The following is a 17,680-nucleotide window of genomic DNA, read 5'->3' on the forward strand; positions in this document are numbered from 1 at the left end:
TGCACCGCAGGGCGGCGCGTCCAGTGCCGGCGACCTTGTTTCGCGCGCCGTCAGCGCCCCGGTCAGGCCCCGGCGGCGCGCAGGTCCGTGCCGGCAAGGGCCAGCCGTTCGCGTCCGTCGACGGCAAGGCGCGCCTCGCTGCGCAGGCGGGCGCGGACCTGTTCGGCGGTTTCGGGCCGGCCATAGAAATAGCCCTGACCTTTGAACGTGCCGATCCGGCGCAGCGAATCGCGCAATGATTCGTTCTCGATCCCCTCTGCCGTGACGGGCAGGTTCATGCCTTCACCGATGGACGCGATAGTCGATACGACCGATGCGGTATCCTCGCTGCGCGCAAGGCGGGAAATGAACTGGCGGTCGATCTTGATCCGGTCGAACGGCAGGGCGCGAAGCTGGGCGAGCGTTGCATAGCCGACGCCGAAATCGTCGAGGCTGACCTTCACGCCCTGGTTCTTCAGGCTGGTGACGAGCGAGCGGACGAGGCCGATATTCTCGTTCAGGCACATCTCGGTAATCTCGATCTCCAGCCGTTCGGGCGGGAAGTTCGCTTCGGCCATCAGCTTCAGCAGGCGCTGCGCAAACCACGGGTCGCGCATCTGCACTGGCGAGATGTTGACGGCCAGTGTCAGGCGCGGGTCCCAGTCGCGCGCATCGCGCAGGGCCTGTGCGATCACGCCTTCGGAAAGGTCTGCGATGACGCCCAACTCCTCGGCCACAGGGATGAACCTGTCGGGGGAGACGAGGCCGAGGTTCGGGCTGTTCCAGCGGGCCAGCATCTCGAACCCGGTCAGCTCGCCCGTCGCGATGTCCACCTGCTGTTCGTAGAAGGGCACGAACTCGCCCCGCGTGATGCCGGCAAGGATGCCGTTTTCCAGCTCGGCCCGGCTGCGCAGGTCATGTTCCATCTTGGGCTCGAACCAGTCGTAGCGGTTCCGGCCGTTCTTCTTGGCATGGTACATCGCCATGTCGGCCATGTGCAGCATTTCCTCCGCCGCGCTTTCGCAGGCTTCGGGCAAGCCGCTGGAACAGGCGATGCCGACCGACAGGCTGACAGCCAGCTCTCCGCCTGCCACTTCGAACGGCTGGCGCGCGGCGGAAATGATCGCGCAGGCCACCCGGTCGATCGATGCGGCATCGCGCCCGTCATAGGGGATGACGCAGGCAAACTCGTCGCCGCCAAGGCGGGCAAGGCATGCCGCATCCGGCAGCACGTCGCGCACGCGATCGGCCATCGTCACCAGCAGGGTATCGCCCGCACGGTGACCGTTGAGGTCGTTGATCTGCTTGAAATGATCCAGATCGAGCATGACGAAGGCGACGGCGGCATGTTCGTTGCCGCTGTTCTTCGCTTCGGCCACGAGGCGGTCGACTTCCGGCCCGATCGAGCGGCGGTTGAGCGATCCGGTCAGCGGATCGGTAAAGGCAAGTTCGCGCGCCTGCTCCTCCGCTTTGCGGCGGGAACGGATTTCCTTCATCAGTTCGTTGTGGCGGTGCCAGCCGAACAGGATGAGCGCGGTGTTGAGCAGCAGCGCGCTGGCAAGGTAGGCCGCGGGGCCGTCGCCGTTGCCTTCGATGAAGCGCAGTACGCCGGGCACGGCGGCGGCGGCGTGGCCGACGAACATGATGAGCGCGGCGGCGATGATGCCAAGGGCGATGATGTCGCGCTCGCCGGGAAGCACTTTCCCGGCTTGCGCTGCCTCTTTTTCAAGCCCTGGATCGGACTCGCTCATCGGCCCTTGGGTTCCTTCGTGCGTGGCCGGAAATGGCCTTTGGCCGAGGATTAGGCCATGGCTCTAAACATCGGGTTAAACGCTTGATGCGGGTGCTTAAAAAGTCGCGCGCTTGCAAAAGCGGGTGTGCGCAGGTAATGGCGCGGGCAGGACAGGCGGCCCAGGGGCTGTCCATCCGGCACAAATCCATGGGTCCGTGATAACGCGGCACGCTGGTCGGCGAGGTTTCGCCCACCGGCGTTTTTCGCTTTTATCGCGTGATCCGAACACTTTGGCGCCACGCAAGCGGCGCGCAAGAGGAGAAAACGATGTTCGACAGCCTGTCTGACCGGCTTGGTAACGTCTTCGATTCGCTGCGCGGTCGCGGAGCGCTGAAGGAGGACGATGTCCGCGCCGCGATGCGCGAGGTTCGCATCGCCCTGCTGGAAGCAGACGTGGCGCTGCCGGTCGTGCGACGGTTTATCGACAAGGTTACCGAAGCCGCGGTTGGGACCGAAGTCCTGCGCTCGGTCACGCCGGGGCAACAGGTCGTCAAGATCGTCAACGACGCGCTGGTCGAAATGCTGGGCGGAGAAGACGGCGCGGCGCAGGCCAAGCTGGAGCTTGAGGCCAAGCCGCCGGTCGTGATCATGATGGTCGGCCTGCAGGGTTCGGGCAAGACCACCAGCACCGCGAAGATCGCGAAGCGGCTGAAGGAGACCGAGGGCAAGAAGGTCATGATGGCGTCGCTCGACGTCAATCGCCCCGCCGCGCAGGAACAGCTTGCCGTATTGGGCGAACAGGCGGGCGTTGCGACGCTGCCGATCATCGCCGGGCAGCAGCCGGTCGATATCGCCAACCGCGCGCTTTCCGCGGCCAAGCTGCAGAGCTTCGATGTCCTGATGCTCGATACCGCGGGCCGCCTGCACGTCGACGAAGCGCTGATGGCCGAGATGAAGGCGGTTGCCGCCGTCTCCGCGCCGAAGGAAGTGCTGCTCGTCGTCGACTCGCTGACGGGTCAGGACGCGGTCAACGTCGCGCAGTCGTTCACCGGCGAAGTGCCGCTGACCGGTGTCGTGCTGACCCGCATGGACGGCGACGCCCGCGGCGGTGCGGCGCTGTCGATGCGTGCCGTGACCGGCAAGCCGATCAAGTTTGCCGGCACGGGCGAAAAGCTGGACGCGATCGAGCCGTTCGTGCCTTCGCGCGTTGCCAACCGCATTCTCGGCATGGGCGACATCGTCTCCATGGTCGAAAAGGCCGCCGCCACGGTCAAGGAAGAGGATGCGGAAAAGCTCGCCAAGAAGATGGCGGCGGGCAAGTTCGACCTCGACGACCTGCGCATGCAGCTGCAGCAGATGACCAAGATGGGCGGGCTGGGCGCGATCGCGGGCATGATGCCGGGCATGAAGAAGGCGAAAGCCGCGATGGCGCAGTCCGGCATGGACGACCGTGTGCTGCTGCGCATGGACGCGATCATCTCGTCCATGACGCCGAAGGAGCGCGCCAATCCCGCGCTGCTGAATGCCAAGCGCAAGAAGCGCGTTGCGGCAGGTTCGGGCACGCAGGTGCAGGACGTGAACAAGGTGCTGAAGATGCACCAGGAAATGTCCAAGGCGATGAAGCAGATCAAGAAGATGGGCGGGCTGAAGGGCCTTGGCGCCCTGTTCGGCAAGGGCGGTCTGGATGCCGCGATGCCGGGTCTTGGTGGTGGCGCCGGTGGCGGCATGCCGGGGCTTGGCGGCGGCATGGGCGGCGGCGCAGGCGGCCTTCCGCCGGATCTCGCCAACCTGCTGAACAAGAAATGATTCTCACGAAAATACCGAATTTGAACGAATACGAATTGAACGAAAGGTAACCGAACAATGGCAATTGCAATCCGTCTCGCCCGTGGTGGCGCGAAGAAGCGTCCCTACTACCGTATCGTCGTCTCGGACGTGCGCAGCCCGCGCGACGGTAAGTATCTGGAGCAGGTCGGCATCTATAACCCGCTGCTCGCCAAGGACGATGAAAAGCGCATCCAGCTGACCGAAGACCGCGTCCGTTACTGGCTGGGCGTCGGCGCGCAGCCGACCGACCGTGTTGCCCGCTTCCTCGATGCCGCCGGCATCCTTGAACGTGCTGCCCGTAACAACCCGAAGAAGGCCGAACCGGGCGAAAAGGCCAAGGAACGCGCCGAGGAAAAGGCCGAGAAGCTGCGTGAAGCCGAGGAAGCCAAGAAGGCTGCCGAGGAAGAAGCCAACGCACCTGCTGAAGAAGCTGCGACCGAAGAAGCTCCCGCAGAGGAAGCTGCTGCCGAAGCTCCGGCCGAGGAAGCTGCTGAAGAGAAGACCGAAGGCTGATCTTTCATGTCGGACAAGACCGTCACGCCAGCGCCGATCACGCTGGCGGCAGTCACCGGCGCGCATGGCGTGACGGGCGAAGTCCGGCTGAAACTTTTCGGTGAAGGCGTGGAGTCCCTGCAGGGGTTCCGCGCCTTCGGCATTTCGGGAAAGAGCGAGATCCTCACTCCGAAAAAAGTCCGCGACGACGGCAAGGGCGGCGCCATCGCGCGCTTTGCCGAAGTGGCCGACCGTAACGCTGCCGAAGCGCTGCGCGGCAGCCTGCTGACCGTGCCGCGCGATGCCCTGCCTGCACTGGCAGAGGGCGAATACTACCACGCCGACCTCCTCGGCCTTGCCGCCGTGGCCGAAGACGGCACCCCGCTCGGCACCGTGATCGCGGTAGAGAACTACGGCGCGGGCGACGTGATTGAGATCGAACGGCCCGAAGGCAGCAAACCGCGCACTTTCATGGTGCCGATGCATGCCGAAGCCGTCAGCGGCTGGGATGAAGGCACGCTGACCGTCACTGCCGACTTTGCCGAACCCTGATCACCTGCTATCCCGCCCGCATGGGTGAGGGGGCATCCGATTACCGCGAAGATCCGCTGTGGCAGCGGCTGGCGCGATACCGCGTCGGCCCGCCCGATGCCGCTTTCTCCTTCGAACAGCGCCTTGCCCGCGAAAACGGGTGGAGCGAGGCCCATGCCGGCCGCGTGGTCGATGAATATCGCCGCTTCTGCTATCTCGCCATGCGTGCCGGGCACGAGGTGACGCCGTCCGATGCGGTCGATCAGGCATGGCACCTGCACCTCACCTACAGCCGCGATTACTGGCAACGCTTCTGCCCTGACGTTCTTGAAATGCCGCTGCATCACGGCCCCACGGCGGGCGGTGAGGTGGAGCGTGACCGGTACTACCGCCAATATGCGGAGACGCTGGCCAGTTACGAACGCGTGTTCGGTCCATCTCCCGCCGACATCTGGCCCGATGCGAACCGGCGGCTCTATCGCGATCCGCTTGCCCGCCGTGTCCATCCGCGCGACCACCTGATCGTGCCGAAACGGCTTGCGATCCCGGTCATTGTTCTTGCACTCGTCGGCGCTATCATCGCGGCCTGGCAATTGTCGGGCTGAAACAGGGGGAAGCATGCACGGCCTCAATCCGCTGGACTGGGACGCGACGGAATTCCTGATCCTTTATGGCGTGCTGATCGTCGCGGCGATCGTGCTGCGCGGCGTGATCGCCAACTGGCTGAGACCCGAGGGCGAACGCGCGACCCTGCGCGACGAGGAGGAGATCGCGATTCTGGCAGGCGGACCGAACCGCTTTGCAGAGGCGGTGACGGCCCGAATGCTGGCAAGCGGCATGCTGACGATGCCCGCCAAGGGGCAGTTCGCGGTCGCACAGCGGGGCGGGCATGCCACCCCTGCCGAACGGGCGGTGATCGCCGCGGGCACACGCAGCCGTTGGTCCGGGCTTCGCCGTGTGTTGAAGGGGCATGCCGCGCAAGTCGAACAACGGCTGGCAGATCGCGGAATTTACATGGATAGCGCAGAGGCGCTGCAGGTCCGTTTCCTGACGATCGTCCCGTTCCTGTTCCTGCTCGGTTTCGGCTGGATACGCTGGAAAGTCGGCGTGGCGCGGGAAGAGGACGTGGGCTTCCTGATCGTCATGATGGCCATTGCCGCGATCCTGATGCTTGCATCGCTGGGCAAGCTGGACCGCGCGACGCGCTCGGCAAAGTCCGAACTCGCGTCTTTGCGGGCGACAAAGGATCGCCTGCGCCGCGCCCCGCGCGCAGAGGAAACGGGCATGGCAGTGGCGCTTTACGGCACGACGGTGCTGGCGGGGACCAGCCTTGCCGGTTTCCACACCCTGCGTTCCGACAGCGGCAGCGGTGGTTGCGGCTCTTCCGATGGTGGTGGCTGCGGGGGTGGCGGCTGCGGCGGTTGCGGCGGCTAGGTTGTCCGCCAGCGGCCTTTTGCGCGGCTGCGGACGACACTTCCGCACGCTTCCGGTGCTCACGTGCCGCAAGCACGCTGCGCGCCGGGTCGTGCGGCAGCGCCACCCTCGCTCACGCCCAAGGCCACTGGCGAACAACCTAGCAAGTTTCGCATTGTTGGACTAACCGCGCGGACATGACTTTCGCCGCGACCGTCCTGACCCTCTATCCGGAGATGTTTCCCGGCCCGCTAGGCGTGTCGCTGGCAGGGCGGGCGATGGAGGCGGGGACGTGGAGCCTCGACGCGGTGCAGATCCGCGATTTCGCCGCTGACAAGCACCGCACGGTCGATGATACGCCTGCGGGCGGCGGCGCGGGCATGGTGCTGAAGGCGGACGTTCTGGCCGCCGCGATCGACCATGCGCGCGGCATCAGCCCCGATGCGCCGGTGCTGGCGATGACCCCGCGCGGAAAGCCGCTGACGCAGGCGCGCGTGCGCGAACTGGCGGCAGGTCCGGGCGTCACGATCCTGTGCGGACGGTTCGAAGGGTTCGACGAGCGGATCTTCGAAGGGCGCGATGTCGAGGAAGTCTGTGTCGGCGATGTGATCCTGTCCGGCGGAGAGGTCGGCGCGCTCCTGCTGCTCGACGCTTGCATTCGGTTGCTTCCCGGCGTAATGGGCGCGGCTTCCAGCGGAGTCGAGGAATCGTTCGAAAGCGGCCTCCTCGAATATCCGCACTATACCCGCCCGGTGGAATGGGAGGGCCGTATGATCCCTGAAGTGCTGCGATCGGGGGATCACGGAAAAATCGCGGCGTGGCGCAAGCAACGCAGCGAAGACGATACTCGGTTACGCAGGCCGGACCTTTGGGAGCGTCATGTCGGCGCTCGGGCCCAGTCTGCCTCTGGCGCGCGGCAAAAGAAAAAGGACTTGGACCAGTGAACCTGATCCAGCAGCTCGAAGCCGAAGCCATCCAGTCGCTCGGCAAGGATATTCCGGAATTCCGCGCGGGTGATACCGTGCGCGTCGGCGTGCGCGTCGTCGAAGGCACGCGCGAGCGTGTGCAGAACTACGAAGGCGTCGTCATCGCCCGTTCGAACCGCGGCATGGGTTCGAACTTCACGGTTCGCAAGATTTCGTTCGGCGAAGGCGTGGAACGTGTGTTCCCGCTCTATTCGCCCAATATCGACAGCATCACCGTGGTTCGCCGCGGCGTCGTGCGTCGTGCGAAGCTTTACTACCTGCGCGGCCGCACCGGCAAGTCGGCCCGCATCGCAGAGCGCAAGACGGTTCGCGAGAACGCGTAATCGCCGCGAAGCAGGTGAAACGGTTAAGGCGGTTCCTTCGGGAGCCGCCTTTTTCGTATGAGAGTTGGGGATTGTTTCCGGTTTGTTCTTGACGAGGTTCGGCGTTAAGATACACTCGGAGCAACGCAACGTTATCTTCCCGTAGACTTCAGCAAACTTGCCCGACCTTTTCGAAGAAAGTTTGTAAGCCGGGCAAGTTTGCTGAAGTCTACGGGGGCATTTGCGTTCGCGGTTTTCAGCTTTCGCACGAAAGTTTTGGTAGCTTGCATAAGGGTCATTGATCCGGTCCTCGACTATTTTATGGTCGAGTCATTCATAACATTTTTTCGTTTTGTTTTCAATGTTTAAGGCGCAATTTGAGCCCCAAACGCCAAGCTAGGAAAGCTCTCGGCCTCCCCGGTGCATGGGCGATGGCCGTTGGCGGCATGATCGGGGGTGGGATATTCTCCACCCTTGGCGTCGTCATCCAGGTCGCGGGCGAGTGGGCGGCGGCCAGTTTCTTCATCGGCGGGCTGATCGCGTGGTGTTCGGGCCATTCCTATGCCGAACTGACCGTGCGGCGGGGCGAACCGGGCGGGTCGTATGGCTTCCTGCGCGATATCGGGCAGGTCAGCCTTGCCCGATACCTGATGTGGGTGCTGATCGCCGGCTATACGCTGACGGTCGCGGTCTACGGTTTCACTTTCGGGGCCTATGCGGCCAATGCCTTCGGCGCGCCGGGCTGGGTGGCGCATGCCTGCGCGCTGGGCGCGATCGCGATCCTTGCGGGCGTGAACCTTATGGGCGCGACACAGGCGACGATCATGGAACTGGTCGCCGTATGGGCGAAGCTGGTCATCCTGCTCGGCCTTGCGGGGCTTGGCCTGTGGCACTGGGCGCCGGAGGATCTGGTCCTGCAACGCGGCGATCCGATCGGACCGCTGGGCGCGCTGGCGGGCGTGGGCGTGGTGTTCATGGCTTACGAGGGGTTCCAGCTCCTCTCCTACGACTATGACGAGATGAAGGACCCGCCGCGCACGATCCGCCGCGCGATGAGCCTTGCGATCATTGCCACTGCCGTCACCTACATCCTCGTCGCGATCGGGGCGACGATGCTGGCCGGCGCGCCGGAAATCGTGGCGAAGGAAGAAGTCGCTCTGGCCGAGGCGGGACGGGCCGCACTGGGCAGTTTCGGGTTCTATGCCGTCTCTGTCGCCGCCGCGTTCTCGACCGCATCTGCCATCAACGCCACTGTCTTCGCCACCGCGCGACTGGCCGGATCGGCCGCGCAGGACAGCGAGCTTCCCGCCCTGTTCGGCAGGACCAATGCCCGCAATGTGCCGTGGGCGGGCGTGCTGGTGATTTCGGGCGTAGCGATGGTGCTGGCGGTGATCGGCGGCATCGCGCAACTGGTGGAAGGGGCAAGCTTCGTCTTCCTTGGCGTATTTGCGCTGGTCAACGTACTGGCATGGCGCGCCCGCATCCGGATGCGGTGGTTGAGCGGGGCGGGCGCGGTCCTTTCGATCCTCGCTGCATTCGCGCTTGTTGCACATGTGACAGGTTGGGTCTGATCGCACCTGCGGGGTTTTCACAAGTCTTGCGCGCCGCCGCCCGAACGCCTAACCGGCTTGCCTTCAAGCAATGCCTGAAAGGACAAGGAAGACCATGGCGAACACCGCCGATACCATCGCGTTCCGCGAGATTGCGCACCCCGCACCGACTTCGGATGCGGACCGTGCGGTAGTACTCGCGAACCCCGGTTTCGGCACGGCGTTCACCGACCACATGGTCTCCGTCGACTGGACCGAGGGCAAGGGCTGGCATGATGCCACCATCGGTCCGCGCGGTCCGATCATGCTCGATCCTGCCGCAGCGGTTCTCCATTACGCGCAGGAAATCTTCGAAGGGTTGAAAGCCTATCGCCACCCCGACGGCACGACCGCGCTGTTCCGGCCGGAGGCGAATGCCCGCCGCTTCAACGCATCGGCCGATCGGCTGGCCATGCCGAACCTGCCGGAGGAGCTGTTCCTTGGCGCGATAGAGGCGTTGCTGGCAAAGGACGGCGGCTGGATTCCGGAAGGCGCGGGTGCATCGCTCTACTTGCGCCCCTTCATGTTCGCGAACGAGGCGTTTCTGGGCGTGCGTCCGGCCAAGCAGTACAAGTTTCTGCTGATCGCGAGCCCCGCCGGCAACTACTTCAAGTCCGGCGCGCCTGCCGTGTCGATCTGGGTGTCGAGCGACTATACCCGCGCCGCGCCCGGCGGTACCGGCGCTGCCAAGTGCGGCGGCAACTATGCGGCCAGCCTTGTGCCGCAGGCCGCAGCGATCGAGCGCGGTTTCGACCAGGTCGTCTTCCTCGACGCGGTAGAGCGCAAGTGGATTGAGGAACTGGGTGGCATGAACCTGTTCTTCGTGTTCGATGACGGGCGCGTCATCACTCCGCCCCTGTCGGGCACGATCCTGCCCGGTATCACCCGCGACAGCCTGCTGGAGCTCCTGCGCGAGGAAGGGCTGGACGTGGCAGAGGAACGCTATTCGATCGCGGATTGGGAAGCCGATGCGAAGAGCGGCAAGCTGGTCGAATGCTTCGCCTGCGGCACGGCGGCGGTTGTCACGCCCGTGGGCCGGGTCGCCGGACGCGATCTGGACTTCACCATCGGCACCGGCGGTCCGGGTCAGTTGACCGGCAAAGTCAAGGACAAGCTGACCGGCATCCAACGCGGCGAAATCGCCGACAGCCACGGCTGGGTAAAGCGCTTCGACTGAGGCGTGCAGGAAGGGGCGGCGTTTCTGCGCCCCTTTGCCCTATTCTTCCAGTGACACCCACTTGAAGCCGCCGGCCCCGTCGCGGCCCCAATGCTTGACGCGGGTATCGACCAGCGAGTTCTGCGCGCCGGAATAGAGCGGGATTATCGGCAGTTCGGCCATCAGGATACCCTCAGCCTCGCCGAACAGGGTGTTGCGCTTGGCGATGTCGCCGGTTGCCAGCGCCTGTGCCACCAGTGCGTCGTAGCGCGGGTTCGACCAGCCGGTATCGTTGTTCGGGCTGTCGCTTGTCATCAGTGTCAGGTACGCGCCGGGTCCGGGATAGAAGCCGTACCAGCCGGACCGGGCGAGATCGAAATCACGCGCCTTGCGGGTATCGAGAAAGACCTTCCATTCCTGGTTGTAGATGCCGACCTCGATGCCAAGCTCGCGCTTCCACATCGCCTGGATCGCCTCTGCCAGCTTGCGGTTCGCCTCCAGCGTGTTGATCAGGATTTCCATCGGCGGAAACCCCTTGCCGCCCGGATAGCCGGCCTCGGCCAGCAGCTTGCGTGCCTGTTCGGGATCGGCGGCAGGTGCGGGAACGGCATCGTATCCGGGCAAACCCAGCGGCACGAGGCCACCGGTCGGCGTCTGCCCGCCCAGCAACACGCGATCGACCAGCAGTTTGCGATCCAGCGCCAGTGACAGCGCCTTGCGCACCCGCACGTCCTTCAGCGCCTCCCGCTCGATGTTGAAGACATAGTAGTTCGCGTTCGGCTGGTGATCGGTTCTCAGTTCGTCCGGGTGGTTTCTCTTGAGGTCCGCGATCCGTTCGACGGGAATCGAATTGGTGTTGGTCATGTGCAGCTGGCCCGAAAGATAGGCGTTCAGCTCGCTCTTCTGGTTCTCGATCGCGAAGAAGCGGATGCCGTTCAGCTTCACGTTGGCCGCATCCCAGTAGTTCGGGTTCTTCTTCACCTCGATATACTGGTTGGTTTTCCAGTCGCTCAGCACGAAGGGGCCGTTGCCCACGTACTTGCCCAGTTCAAACCAGCCGTTGTTGCGATCGGCCATTCCGCCGTTCGCTTCCACCGCCGCCTTTTGTACTGGATAGAACGTATAGGTCGCCAGCATCTGGATCAGATGCGGCATCGGCGCCTCTGTCTCGATCACCAGAGTCTGTGGATCGGGGGCGGAAAAGCCGACCTGGGAAAAGTCGACGATCTGCCCCTTGTTGAACCCCTCGGCATTGCGGATGCCGTAGAACAGTTCGGCCAGTTCCGCACCCAGCGCCGGCGTCAGCACGCGGCGATAGCTGTAGAGGAAGTCCTCTGCCGTCAACGGGCTGCCATCGCTCCACTTCGCGCCCGGGCGCAAATGGAAGGTCCATGTCTTGTAATCGTCGTCATGCTCCCAGCTTTCGGCCATGCCGGGCATCACGTCGAAAGGATCGGTCGGGTGCTGCGTGACCAGACCCTCGCTCAGCGCGGAAATAACCCGGCCGTCGGGCGATCCGGTATTGAGCTGCGGGTCCAGCGTACGCGGCTCGACCCCGTTGCCGGTGAGCAGCATGCCTTCCTTCACGCCGATGTCGGCGGGCGTTTCCCGGCTGCCGCAGGCGGCAAGCGCAAATGCCATCGCAAGGGCGATGAACAGGCGGCCGAGGTATGTGGTCATGCGAATCCCGATCAAGTCAATTCGTTGCAAACGAAATGAACTTGTACACGTGATTGCCGTTTATGGAATTCCCCCAGCCTTTCACCCGCGGATCGAGCAGGTAGGTTTGGGAATAGTTCATCAGCGGGATAACTGGCTGCTGCGCCAGCATCATGTCCTCCGCCTCACGCATCAGGGCAAGGCGGGTTGGCCGGTCCGCGGTCTGCCGCGCCTTGGCGAGGAGGGCGTCATAGGCCGGGTCGGACCAACCGCTTTCGTTGTTGAGACCGTCCGTCACCATGATGTCGAGGAAGGTGCCGGGATCGTAGTAGCCCGCGACCCAGCCGGATCGCGCGATCTGGAAATCGCCGTCGCCGGTGCTGTCGAGATAGTCTTTCCACGGCTCGGCCTGAACCGAGACCTTGATGCCCAGCCCGTCTTGCCATTGCCGGGTGACGATACGGGCGACAGTTTCGTGGAAGGGATAGCGGTTCACCAGCACCGATAGTCGCGGAAAGCCGCGTCCACCGGGATATCCGGCCTGCGCCAGCAGCTCGCGCGCGGCGGCAAGGTTCGGGGCAGGGGCGGGCACGGCGTCGTATCCGGGGATGCCGGGGGGCACGAACCCGCCGATCGGTTTCTGCCCCGACTTCAACTCGTTCACCAGACTCGTGCGGTCGATCGCCAGCGCCAGTGCCTTGCGCACGCGCAAGTCGTCGAACGGCGGGGAGCGCACGTTGAGGGTGTAGACGTATGCACCCAGCATGTCTTCGCGCATGACGGAGTCAGGGTGGGTCCGGGTCAATTCCGCGACCGAACCCTCCGGTATTGTCTGCGTCACGTGCAGTTCGCCCTTCAGGAAGGCATCGACTTCGGCGGCAGGGTCTTCGATCGGCACGAAGCGGATGCCGTTGAGCGCGACATTGGCCGCGTCCCAGTACTGCGGATTGCGTTCCAGCAGGATGAAGCGGTTCACATGCCATTCGCTCAGCAGGAACGGCCCGTTGCCGACATAGTTGCCTGCGCTGGCCCAGCGGTTCTGGCTGTCGCCCATATCGCCCCCGGCCTCCACCGCGGCGCGGTTGACCGGGAAGAAGTTCGTTCCGGCCAGCATCGGCAAGAGATAGGGCGCAGGATATTCAAGCGTCAGTTCCAGCCGGTGCGTATCGGGCGCGGCAACGCCGACTTGCCCGAAATCGTCGATCTCCCCCCGGTTGAAGGCTCGGGCGTTGCGAATGACGTGAAGCAGGTCCGCGCCTTCGGCGCCCAGTTCGGGCGTCAGCATCCGATGGAAGCCGTAGACGAAATCCTGCGCCGTAACCGGCGTCCCGTCGCTCCACCTGGCATCTTTGCGAAGGTGGAAGGTCCAGCGGCGAAAGTCGCTGGAATGGACCCAGCGTTCGGCGACACCGGGTCGCACTTCGTTCACGCTGTCAGGATCGGGCACCACCAGTCCTTCGGAAAGGGCACTGACGATGTTCGCTTCCGGCATGCCGATGAGGAGGTGCGGGTCCAGCGTTTTGGGATCGGCACCGTTGCCTATGATCAAAATGCCGTTTTGTGCCGCCTGGTCCGCTTTGGTTGTTTGCCCGCCGCAGGCCGAAAGGCCCAAAGCCAGAAACAGTCCCAATGCAAGAACCAGATTAGACGCGAGTTTTGGTATACTGATGTCCCCCTGAAGCAACCAAGGGATATTCAGGGCCGGTTCGCGACGCAAGCAACAATATGCGCGATGATCCGTTTTGGAGGTAACTTACGCCGCTTTGGCTACTTTGCGCTGTTCGCTAATTTCAAGCAGCGCGATCAAGGCTCTTTCCTGCCGGCTGAGCCACCGGGTCTTGCGCGGTAGCGCCAGCGTCTGGCGCCATTCCTCCTGCCGGTCGACAAGCGCGATGACATTGGGATGGATATAGCTGCGCCGCGCCACGGCGGGCGTATTGCCCAGCCGCTGCGAGACGGCGGCCAGCACTTCCTTTAACGGCAATGCGCCTTCGCCGTCCGTCAGCGTCGCCAGCGCCAGAACGCTGCCGTGGAAGGTGCGGAAATCCTTGGCACTGAAATCCGCGCCCATCGTTTCGCGCAAGTATTCGTTGACGTCACATGACCGTACGGCATGCGCCTCGCCAGCGTCGTCCAGATACTGGAACAGATGCTGCCCCGGCAGGCCCTGAACCTGTTTCACAAAGCGCGACAGGCTGCGATCGGTCAGGGTCACTTCGCGCTGCTTGCCCGACTTGCCGGTGTAACGCAGGATCAGGCGGTGCCCCTTCATCTCTGCATGGCGGCGCCGCAAGGTGGTGGCGCCGAAGCTGCGATTGCGCTTCGCATAGCTTTCGTTACCCACCCGCACGCTGCCGAGATCGAGCAGGCGCACGACACTGGCGATCGCCCGTTCGCGAACGAGTCCCCGGTGCGCCAAGTCATCCTGAACCCGCGCGCGGATCAGGGGTAAGGCCTTGGCGAAAGCGACGGTGCGGTCGAACTTCTCGCTCTCCCGCTCGGCACGGAACTGCGGGTGGTATCGGTATTGCTTGCGCCCGCGCGCATCGATGCCGGTGGCAAGGATGTGGCCGTTGGCCGCCGGGCAGAACCAGGCATCGGTATAGGCGGGCGGTAGGGCGATGGCGTTCAGCCGCTTGATCTCTGCCTTGTCGGCAATGCGGCGCCCGCGCGCATCGCGATAGGACCAGCCCCGCCCGCAGCGCCTGCGGGTGATGCCGGGAAGCGAATCATCGACGAAGATCAGGCCGGCAGAAGTGGGCCTGCGTTTTCCCGAATGATCCGAACGACTTGCCATGATGGACACGAAAACGATGCAAGCGCCATTGCGGTTCCGGCACAGGCCCCCTTTTCATCCGCGCCCGTCGCGCTATATGCAGCCACCGGCCTCCCATGGCCGAACGTGTTGGGGCGTAGCCAAGCGGTAAGGCAGCGGTTTTTGGTACCGCCATGCGCAGGTTCGAATCCTGCCGCCCCAGCCAACACTTCGGTCGGCACCGCATCCGACATCGGCGGGACAGGCGCTTGATGCAGCCCCTTACGGATAGCTGGCGTAGACCCGCGTGCCGAAATCGCCGAACGCGATGACTTCGTATGGCTCGACATGGTCGCCCATTTCCATGCCGGGCGAACCCATCGGCATTCCGGCCACGGCTAGTCCCTTCACTCCTTCCGGCTTTTCGCGCAGCAGGCGTTCGATCTGTTCGGCCGGGACATGCCCCTCTATCACGTAGCCGTCGACTTGCATCGTGTGGCACGAAACCAGTGCCATCGGCACACCCATTCCGGCCTTTACCTGCTCCATCGGCAGGTCTTCACGCACCGTGACTTCGGCATCCAGCCCGGCGCGGACATGTTCGGCCCATTTGTGGCAGCATCCGCACGATGGATCGCGGAACATGACATAGGGCGCAGCCTGCGCCGCCGCCGTGCAGGCTGCGGTTAACAATGCCGTGGCGAGAAATGCGGCCTTGCGAAGCCTGCCGACATGGAAAATCACATTACTGCTCCTCGATATGGCCCGTTCTGCCGGTGCGCATGGCACAGATTGCCCGCCTTGTGCAGGAATGTCTGCGCCGCTGGCAAGCGGGTTGCCGCAGATCGTGTCGTTGCCATTGCGACGCGCGGCATTTCGGCGGAGTTGCAGCATCTCTCCCCTTGGTTGTGGCTGCCATTTGGCGTTATGCCACTGACGAGGAGAAGTAATAATGGAAACCGGTCCGACTTTCGCATGGGATGACGCCTTCCGGCTGGACGACCAGCTGGACGAGGATGAACGGATGATCCGCGATGCGGCTCGAGCCTTTGCGCAAGGGGAACTGCAACCGCGTGTCACCGATGCCTTCCTGAACGAGGTGGACGCGCCCGAACTGTTCCCGCTGATGGGCAGGGCGGGGTTGCTTGGTGCGACATTGCCGACGGAATATGGCGGAGCGGGGGCCAGCTACGTCGCCTATGGCCTGATCGCGCGAGAGATCGAGCGGGTGGACAGCGGATACCGTTCCATGGCGTCGGTCCAGTCCAGCCTCGTGATGTATCCGATCCACGCCTATGGCTCGGAAGATCAGCGCCGCAAGTACCTGCCCGGCCTTGCCGGCGGCGACCTGATCGGCTGCTTCGGCCTGACCGAGCCTGATGCCGGCTCCGACCCCGGCGGCATGAAGACCGTGGCGCGCAAGGATGGCGACGGATTTGTGCTGAACGGATCGAAGACGTGGATTTCCAACTCCCCCTTCGCCGATGTCTTCGTCGTCTGGGCGAAGAGCGAGGCGCATGGCGGCAAGATCCGCGGCTTCGTGCTGGAAAAGGGCATGAAGGGACTGTCGGCACCGAAGATAGAGGGCAAGGTTTCGTTGCGGGCATCGACCACCGGCATGATCGTTATGGACGATGTGAAAGTCGGCGCAGATGCCCTGCTGCCCGATGCCGAAGGGTTGAAAGGGCCGTTCGGCTGCCTCAACCGCGCGCGCTACGGCATTTCGTGGGGCGCTATGGGGGCAGCCGAATTCTGCCTTGCCGCGGCGCGGCAATATGGTCTTGATCGTAAGCAGTTCGGCGTGCCGCTGGCGTCGAAACAGATCTACCAGTTGAAACTGGCCGACATGGTCACGCAGATCGCGCTGGGGCTACAGGCTTCGCTACGCGTCGGGCGGCTGATGGACGAGGGCACGTTCGCGCCGGAGATGATCAGCGTGATCAAGCGCAACAACGTGGGGCAGGCGCTGAACATCGCGCGGATGGCGCGCGACATGCACGGCGGCAACGGCATTTCGGCCGAGTATCAGGTGATCCGCCACATGGTGAACCTTGAAACCGTGAACACGTATGAGGGGACGCACGATGTCCATGCCCTGATCCTTGGCCGTGCGATCACCGGGATACCGGCGTTTTGACGGACGATCCGCCGCTCAAGGGGCTGAAGGTGCTGGAACTGGCCCGCATCCTTGCCGGCCCTTGGGCGGGGCAGGTGCTGGCGGATCTTGGTGCCGAAGTCGTGAAAGTGGAGGGGCCGGACGGTGACGATACGCGCGGCTGGGGTCCGCCCTTCGTCGAGTATCCCGATGGCACGCACGATGGCGCCTATTTCCACGCTGCCAATCGCGGCAAGCGGGGCGAGGTGGTCGATTTCCGCACTGCGGAGGGGCAGGCCCGCGTGCGCGAACTGGCCGCCGAAGCGGATGTCCTGATCGAGAATTTCAAGGTGGGCGGGCTGGCGAAATACGGGCTGGACCATGCCTCTCTGGCGCAAGTGAACCCGCGCCTCGTCTATTGCTCCATCACCGGCTTCGGGCAGGACGGCCCCTATGCGCTGCGCGCCGGATACGACTTCATCGTGCAGGGGATGAGCGGTGTGATGGACCTGACCGGAGAGCCGGACGGTGCGCCGCAGAAGATCGGCATCGCCTATGCCGATATCCTTACCGGCCTCTACGCCGTGATCGCGATACAGGCCGCACTGGCAGAGCGGGAGCATAGTGGCAAAGGGCAGCACATCGACATGGCGTTGCTGGACGTGATGGTCGGCACGCTGGCGAATCAGGGCATGAACTACCTCACCTCCGGCGTCTCGCCCTGCCGGATGGGTAATGCCCATCCCAACATCGCACCATACGAGGCGTTTCCCGCCAGCGACGGCTGGTTCATCCTTGCCGTGGGCAACGACGCGCAGTTCGCCCGTTTCTGTGCCGTCATCGGGATGGAGGCGCAGCCGCGTTTCGCCACCAATGCCCTGCGCGTCGCGAACCGGCAGGACTTGTCCGCGATCATCGCGGCGGCAACGCGGGAATGGAGCTGCGCCGGGATACTCGCGACGCTTGAGGAGGCAGGCGTGCCGGCAGGGCCGATCAACACCGTGGAACAGGCGCTGACCGATCCGCAGGTGATCAGCCGGGGCATGCGGATCGAGAGCGTGGGGGACGACGGGCAGGCCATCCCCGGCATCCGCACGCCGATCCGGTTTTCCCGCTCCAGCCTTGCGCCGTCCACTCCTGCGCCAAGGCGGCGCTAGTCTTCGG

16 protein-coding genes and 1 tRNA gene are annotated in these 17,680 nt (G+C 64.2%); 12 read left to right on the top strand and 5 right to left on the bottom strand.

The genetic code is table 11. The annotated features are described in order from the left end of the window. Positions 1–62: 62 nt before the first annotated feature. On the bottom strand, positions 63–1,730 hold the full coding sequence (locus A7A77_RS06040) for a putative bifunctional diguanylate cyclase/phosphodiesterase (RefSeq protein WP_066555251.1): 1,668 nt from the start codon (positions 1,728–1,730) through the stop codon (positions 63–65). 308 nt (positions 1,731–2,038) lie between these two features. Here A7A77_RS06040 and ffh point away from each other — a divergent pair, with 308 nt between their 5' ends. The 9 genes from ffh to A7A77_RS06085 all read left to right on the top strand — a co-directional run bounded on the left by ffh (position 2,039) and on the right by A7A77_RS06085 (position 10,028). Beyond that, complete coding sequence (gene ffh, locus A7A77_RS06045) at positions 2,039–3,517, top strand: signal recognition particle protein (RefSeq protein WP_066555491.1); 1,479 nt, start codon at positions 2,039–2,041, stop codon at positions 3,515–3,517. A 57-nt stretch (positions 3,518–3,574) separates the two neighbouring features. Continuing rightward, on the top strand, positions 3,575–4,051 hold the full coding sequence (gene rpsP / locus A7A77_RS06050; RefSeq protein ID WP_066555252.1) for a 30S ribosomal protein S16: 477 nt from the start codon (positions 3,575–3,577) through the stop codon (positions 4,049–4,051). Between the two features lie 6 nt (positions 4,052–4,057). After that, the gene (gene rimM / locus A7A77_RS06055; RefSeq protein WP_066555253.1) at positions 4,058–4,582 is read left to right on the top strand and encodes a ribosome maturation factor RimM; all 525 of its coding nucleotides are present in this window, start codon (positions 4,058–4,060) and stop codon (positions 4,580–4,582) included. A 20-nt stretch (positions 4,583–4,602) separates the two neighbouring features. After that, complete coding sequence (locus A7A77_RS06060; protein WP_066555255.1) at positions 4,603–5,166, top strand: glycine-rich domain-containing protein; 564 nt, start codon at positions 4,603–4,605, stop codon at positions 5,164–5,166. 13 nt (positions 5,167–5,179) lie between these two features. After that, positions 5,180–5,995 (top strand): TIGR04222 domain-containing membrane protein, encoded by an 816-nt coding sequence (locus A7A77_RS06065; protein ID WP_066555260.1) that lies wholly within the window; start codon positions 5,180–5,182, stop codon positions 5,993–5,995. Positions 5,996–6,171: 176 nt separating this feature from the next. Beyond that, entirely contained in the window at positions 6,172–6,918 is a 747-nt protein-coding gene (trmD, locus tag A7A77_RS06070; protein WP_066555263.1) for a tRNA (guanosine(37)-N1)-methyltransferase TrmD, read from the top strand. Continuing rightward, positions 6,915–7,283 (top strand): 50S ribosomal protein L19, encoded by a 369-nt coding sequence (gene rplS, locus A7A77_RS06075; RefSeq protein ID WP_066555264.1) that lies wholly within the window; start codon positions 6,915–6,917, stop codon positions 7,281–7,283. Before trmD ends, rplS begins: the two co-directional genes overlap by 4 nt. A gap of 356 nt (positions 7,284–7,639) precedes the next feature. After that, positions 7,640–8,833, top strand: a complete 1,194-nt coding sequence (locus tag A7A77_RS06080; protein WP_066555266.1) for an APC family permease — start codon at positions 7,640–7,642, stop codon at positions 8,831–8,833. Between the two features lie 94 nt (positions 8,834–8,927). Beyond that, positions 8,928–10,028 carry a branched-chain amino acid aminotransferase gene (locus A7A77_RS06085; protein WP_066555268.1) on the top strand — a complete coding sequence of 367 codons (1,101 nt, stop codon included), beginning with the start codon at positions 8,928–8,930 and terminating at the stop codon, positions 10,026–10,028. Positions 10,029–10,067: 39 nt separating this feature from the next. Here the strand turns inward: A7A77_RS06085 and A7A77_RS06090 are convergent, their stop codons facing one another. From A7A77_RS06090 to A7A77_RS06100, 3 genes are all read right to left on the bottom strand, one after another. Next, a complete protein-coding gene (locus tag A7A77_RS06090; RefSeq protein WP_066555493.1) occupies positions 10,068–11,687 on the bottom strand; it encodes a peptide ABC transporter substrate-binding protein in 1,620 nt (539 codons plus the stop codon). Between the two features lie 16 nt (positions 11,688–11,703). After that, positions 11,704–13,215, bottom strand: a complete 1,512-nt coding sequence (locus tag A7A77_RS06095) for a peptide ABC transporter substrate-binding protein (RefSeq protein WP_156500449.1) — start codon at positions 13,213–13,215, stop codon at positions 11,704–11,706. Between the two features lie 204 nt (positions 13,216–13,419). Next, positions 13,420–14,463, bottom strand: coding sequence for a DNA topoisomerase IB (locus tag A7A77_RS06100; protein ID WP_066555274.1), 1,044 nt, complete (start codon positions 14,461–14,463; stop codon positions 13,420–13,422). A gap of 109 nt (positions 14,464–14,572) precedes the next feature. On the opposite strand from A7A77_RS06100, the gene A7A77_RS06105 reads away from it, so the two are divergent. Then, positions 14,573–14,647 (top strand) — tRNA-Gln (locus A7A77_RS06105). Positions 14,648–14,703: 56 nt separating this feature from the next. On the opposite strand, the gene A7A77_RS17775 is transcribed toward A7A77_RS06105, so the two are convergent. Beyond that, on the bottom strand, positions 14,704–15,165 hold the full coding sequence (locus tag A7A77_RS17775; RefSeq protein ID WP_066555494.1) for a DUF411 domain-containing protein: 462 nt from the start codon (positions 15,163–15,165) through the stop codon (positions 14,704–14,706). Between the two features lie 208 nt (positions 15,166–15,373). Between A7A77_RS17775 and A7A77_RS06115 the strand changes: the two genes are divergently transcribed. Together A7A77_RS06115 and A7A77_RS06120 are read left to right on the top strand one after the other, a co-directional pair. Further along, positions 15,374–16,558: an acyl-CoA dehydrogenase gene (locus A7A77_RS06115; RefSeq protein WP_066555278.1), complete on the top strand. Its 1,185-nt coding sequence runs from the start codon at positions 15,374–15,376 to the stop codon at positions 16,556–16,558. Then, positions 16,555–17,673 carry a CaiB/BaiF CoA transferase family protein gene (locus A7A77_RS06120; protein ID WP_066555281.1) on the top strand — a complete coding sequence of 373 codons (1,119 nt, stop codon included), beginning with the start codon at positions 16,555–16,557 and terminating at the stop codon, positions 17,671–17,673. Before A7A77_RS06115 ends, A7A77_RS06120 begins: the two co-directional genes overlap by 4 nt. Positions 17,674–17,680: the final 7 nt, after the last annotated feature.

The sequence above is a fragment of the Croceicoccus bisphenolivorans genome, from assembly GCF_001634625.1.
GTDB classification, from domain to species: Bacteria; Pseudomonadota; Alphaproteobacteria; order Sphingomonadales; family Sphingomonadaceae; genus Croceicoccus; species Croceicoccus bisphenolivorans.

Bases quoted from the DNA above. Each gene is read 5' to 3' on its own strand.
- A7A77_RS06040 (WP_066555251.1), bottom strand. From the start codon at position 1,730: ATGAGCGAGTCCGATCCAGGGCTTGAAAAAGAGGCAGCGCAAGCCGGG.
- A7A77_RS06060 (WP_066555255.1), top strand. From the start codon at position 4,603: ATGGGTGAGGGGGCATCCGATTACCGCGAAGATCCGCTGTGGCAGCGG.
- A7A77_RS06100 (WP_066555274.1), bottom strand. From the start codon at position 14,463: ATGGCAAGTCGTTCGGATCATTCGGGAAAACGCAGGCCCACTTCTGCC.
- ffh (WP_066555491.1), top strand. From the start codon at position 2,039: ATGTTCGACAGCCTGTCTGACCGGCTTGGTAACGTCTTCGATTCGCTG.
- trmD (WP_066555263.1), top strand. From the start codon at position 6,172: ATGACTTTCGCCGCGACCGTCCTGACCCTCTATCCGGAGATGTTTCCC.
- rpsP (WP_066555252.1), top strand. From the start codon at position 3,575: ATGGCAATTGCAATCCGTCTCGCCCGTGGTGGCGCGAAGAAGCGTCCC.
- A7A77_RS06065 (WP_066555260.1), top strand. From the start codon at position 5,180: ATGCACGGCCTCAATCCGCTGGACTGGGACGCGACGGAATTCCTGATC.
- A7A77_RS06115 (WP_066555278.1), top strand. From the start codon at position 15,374: ATGGAAACCGGTCCGACTTTCGCATGGGATGACGCCTTCCGGCTGGAC.
- rimM (WP_066555253.1), top strand. From the start codon at position 4,058: ATGTCGGACAAGACCGTCACGCCAGCGCCGATCACGCTGGCGGCAGTC.
- A7A77_RS06085 (WP_066555268.1), top strand. From the start codon at position 8,928: ATGGCGAACACCGCCGATACCATCGCGTTCCGCGAGATTGCGCACCCC.
- A7A77_RS06090 (WP_066555493.1), bottom strand. From the start codon at position 11,687: ATGACCACATACCTCGGCCGCCTGTTCATCGCCCTTGCGATGGCATTT.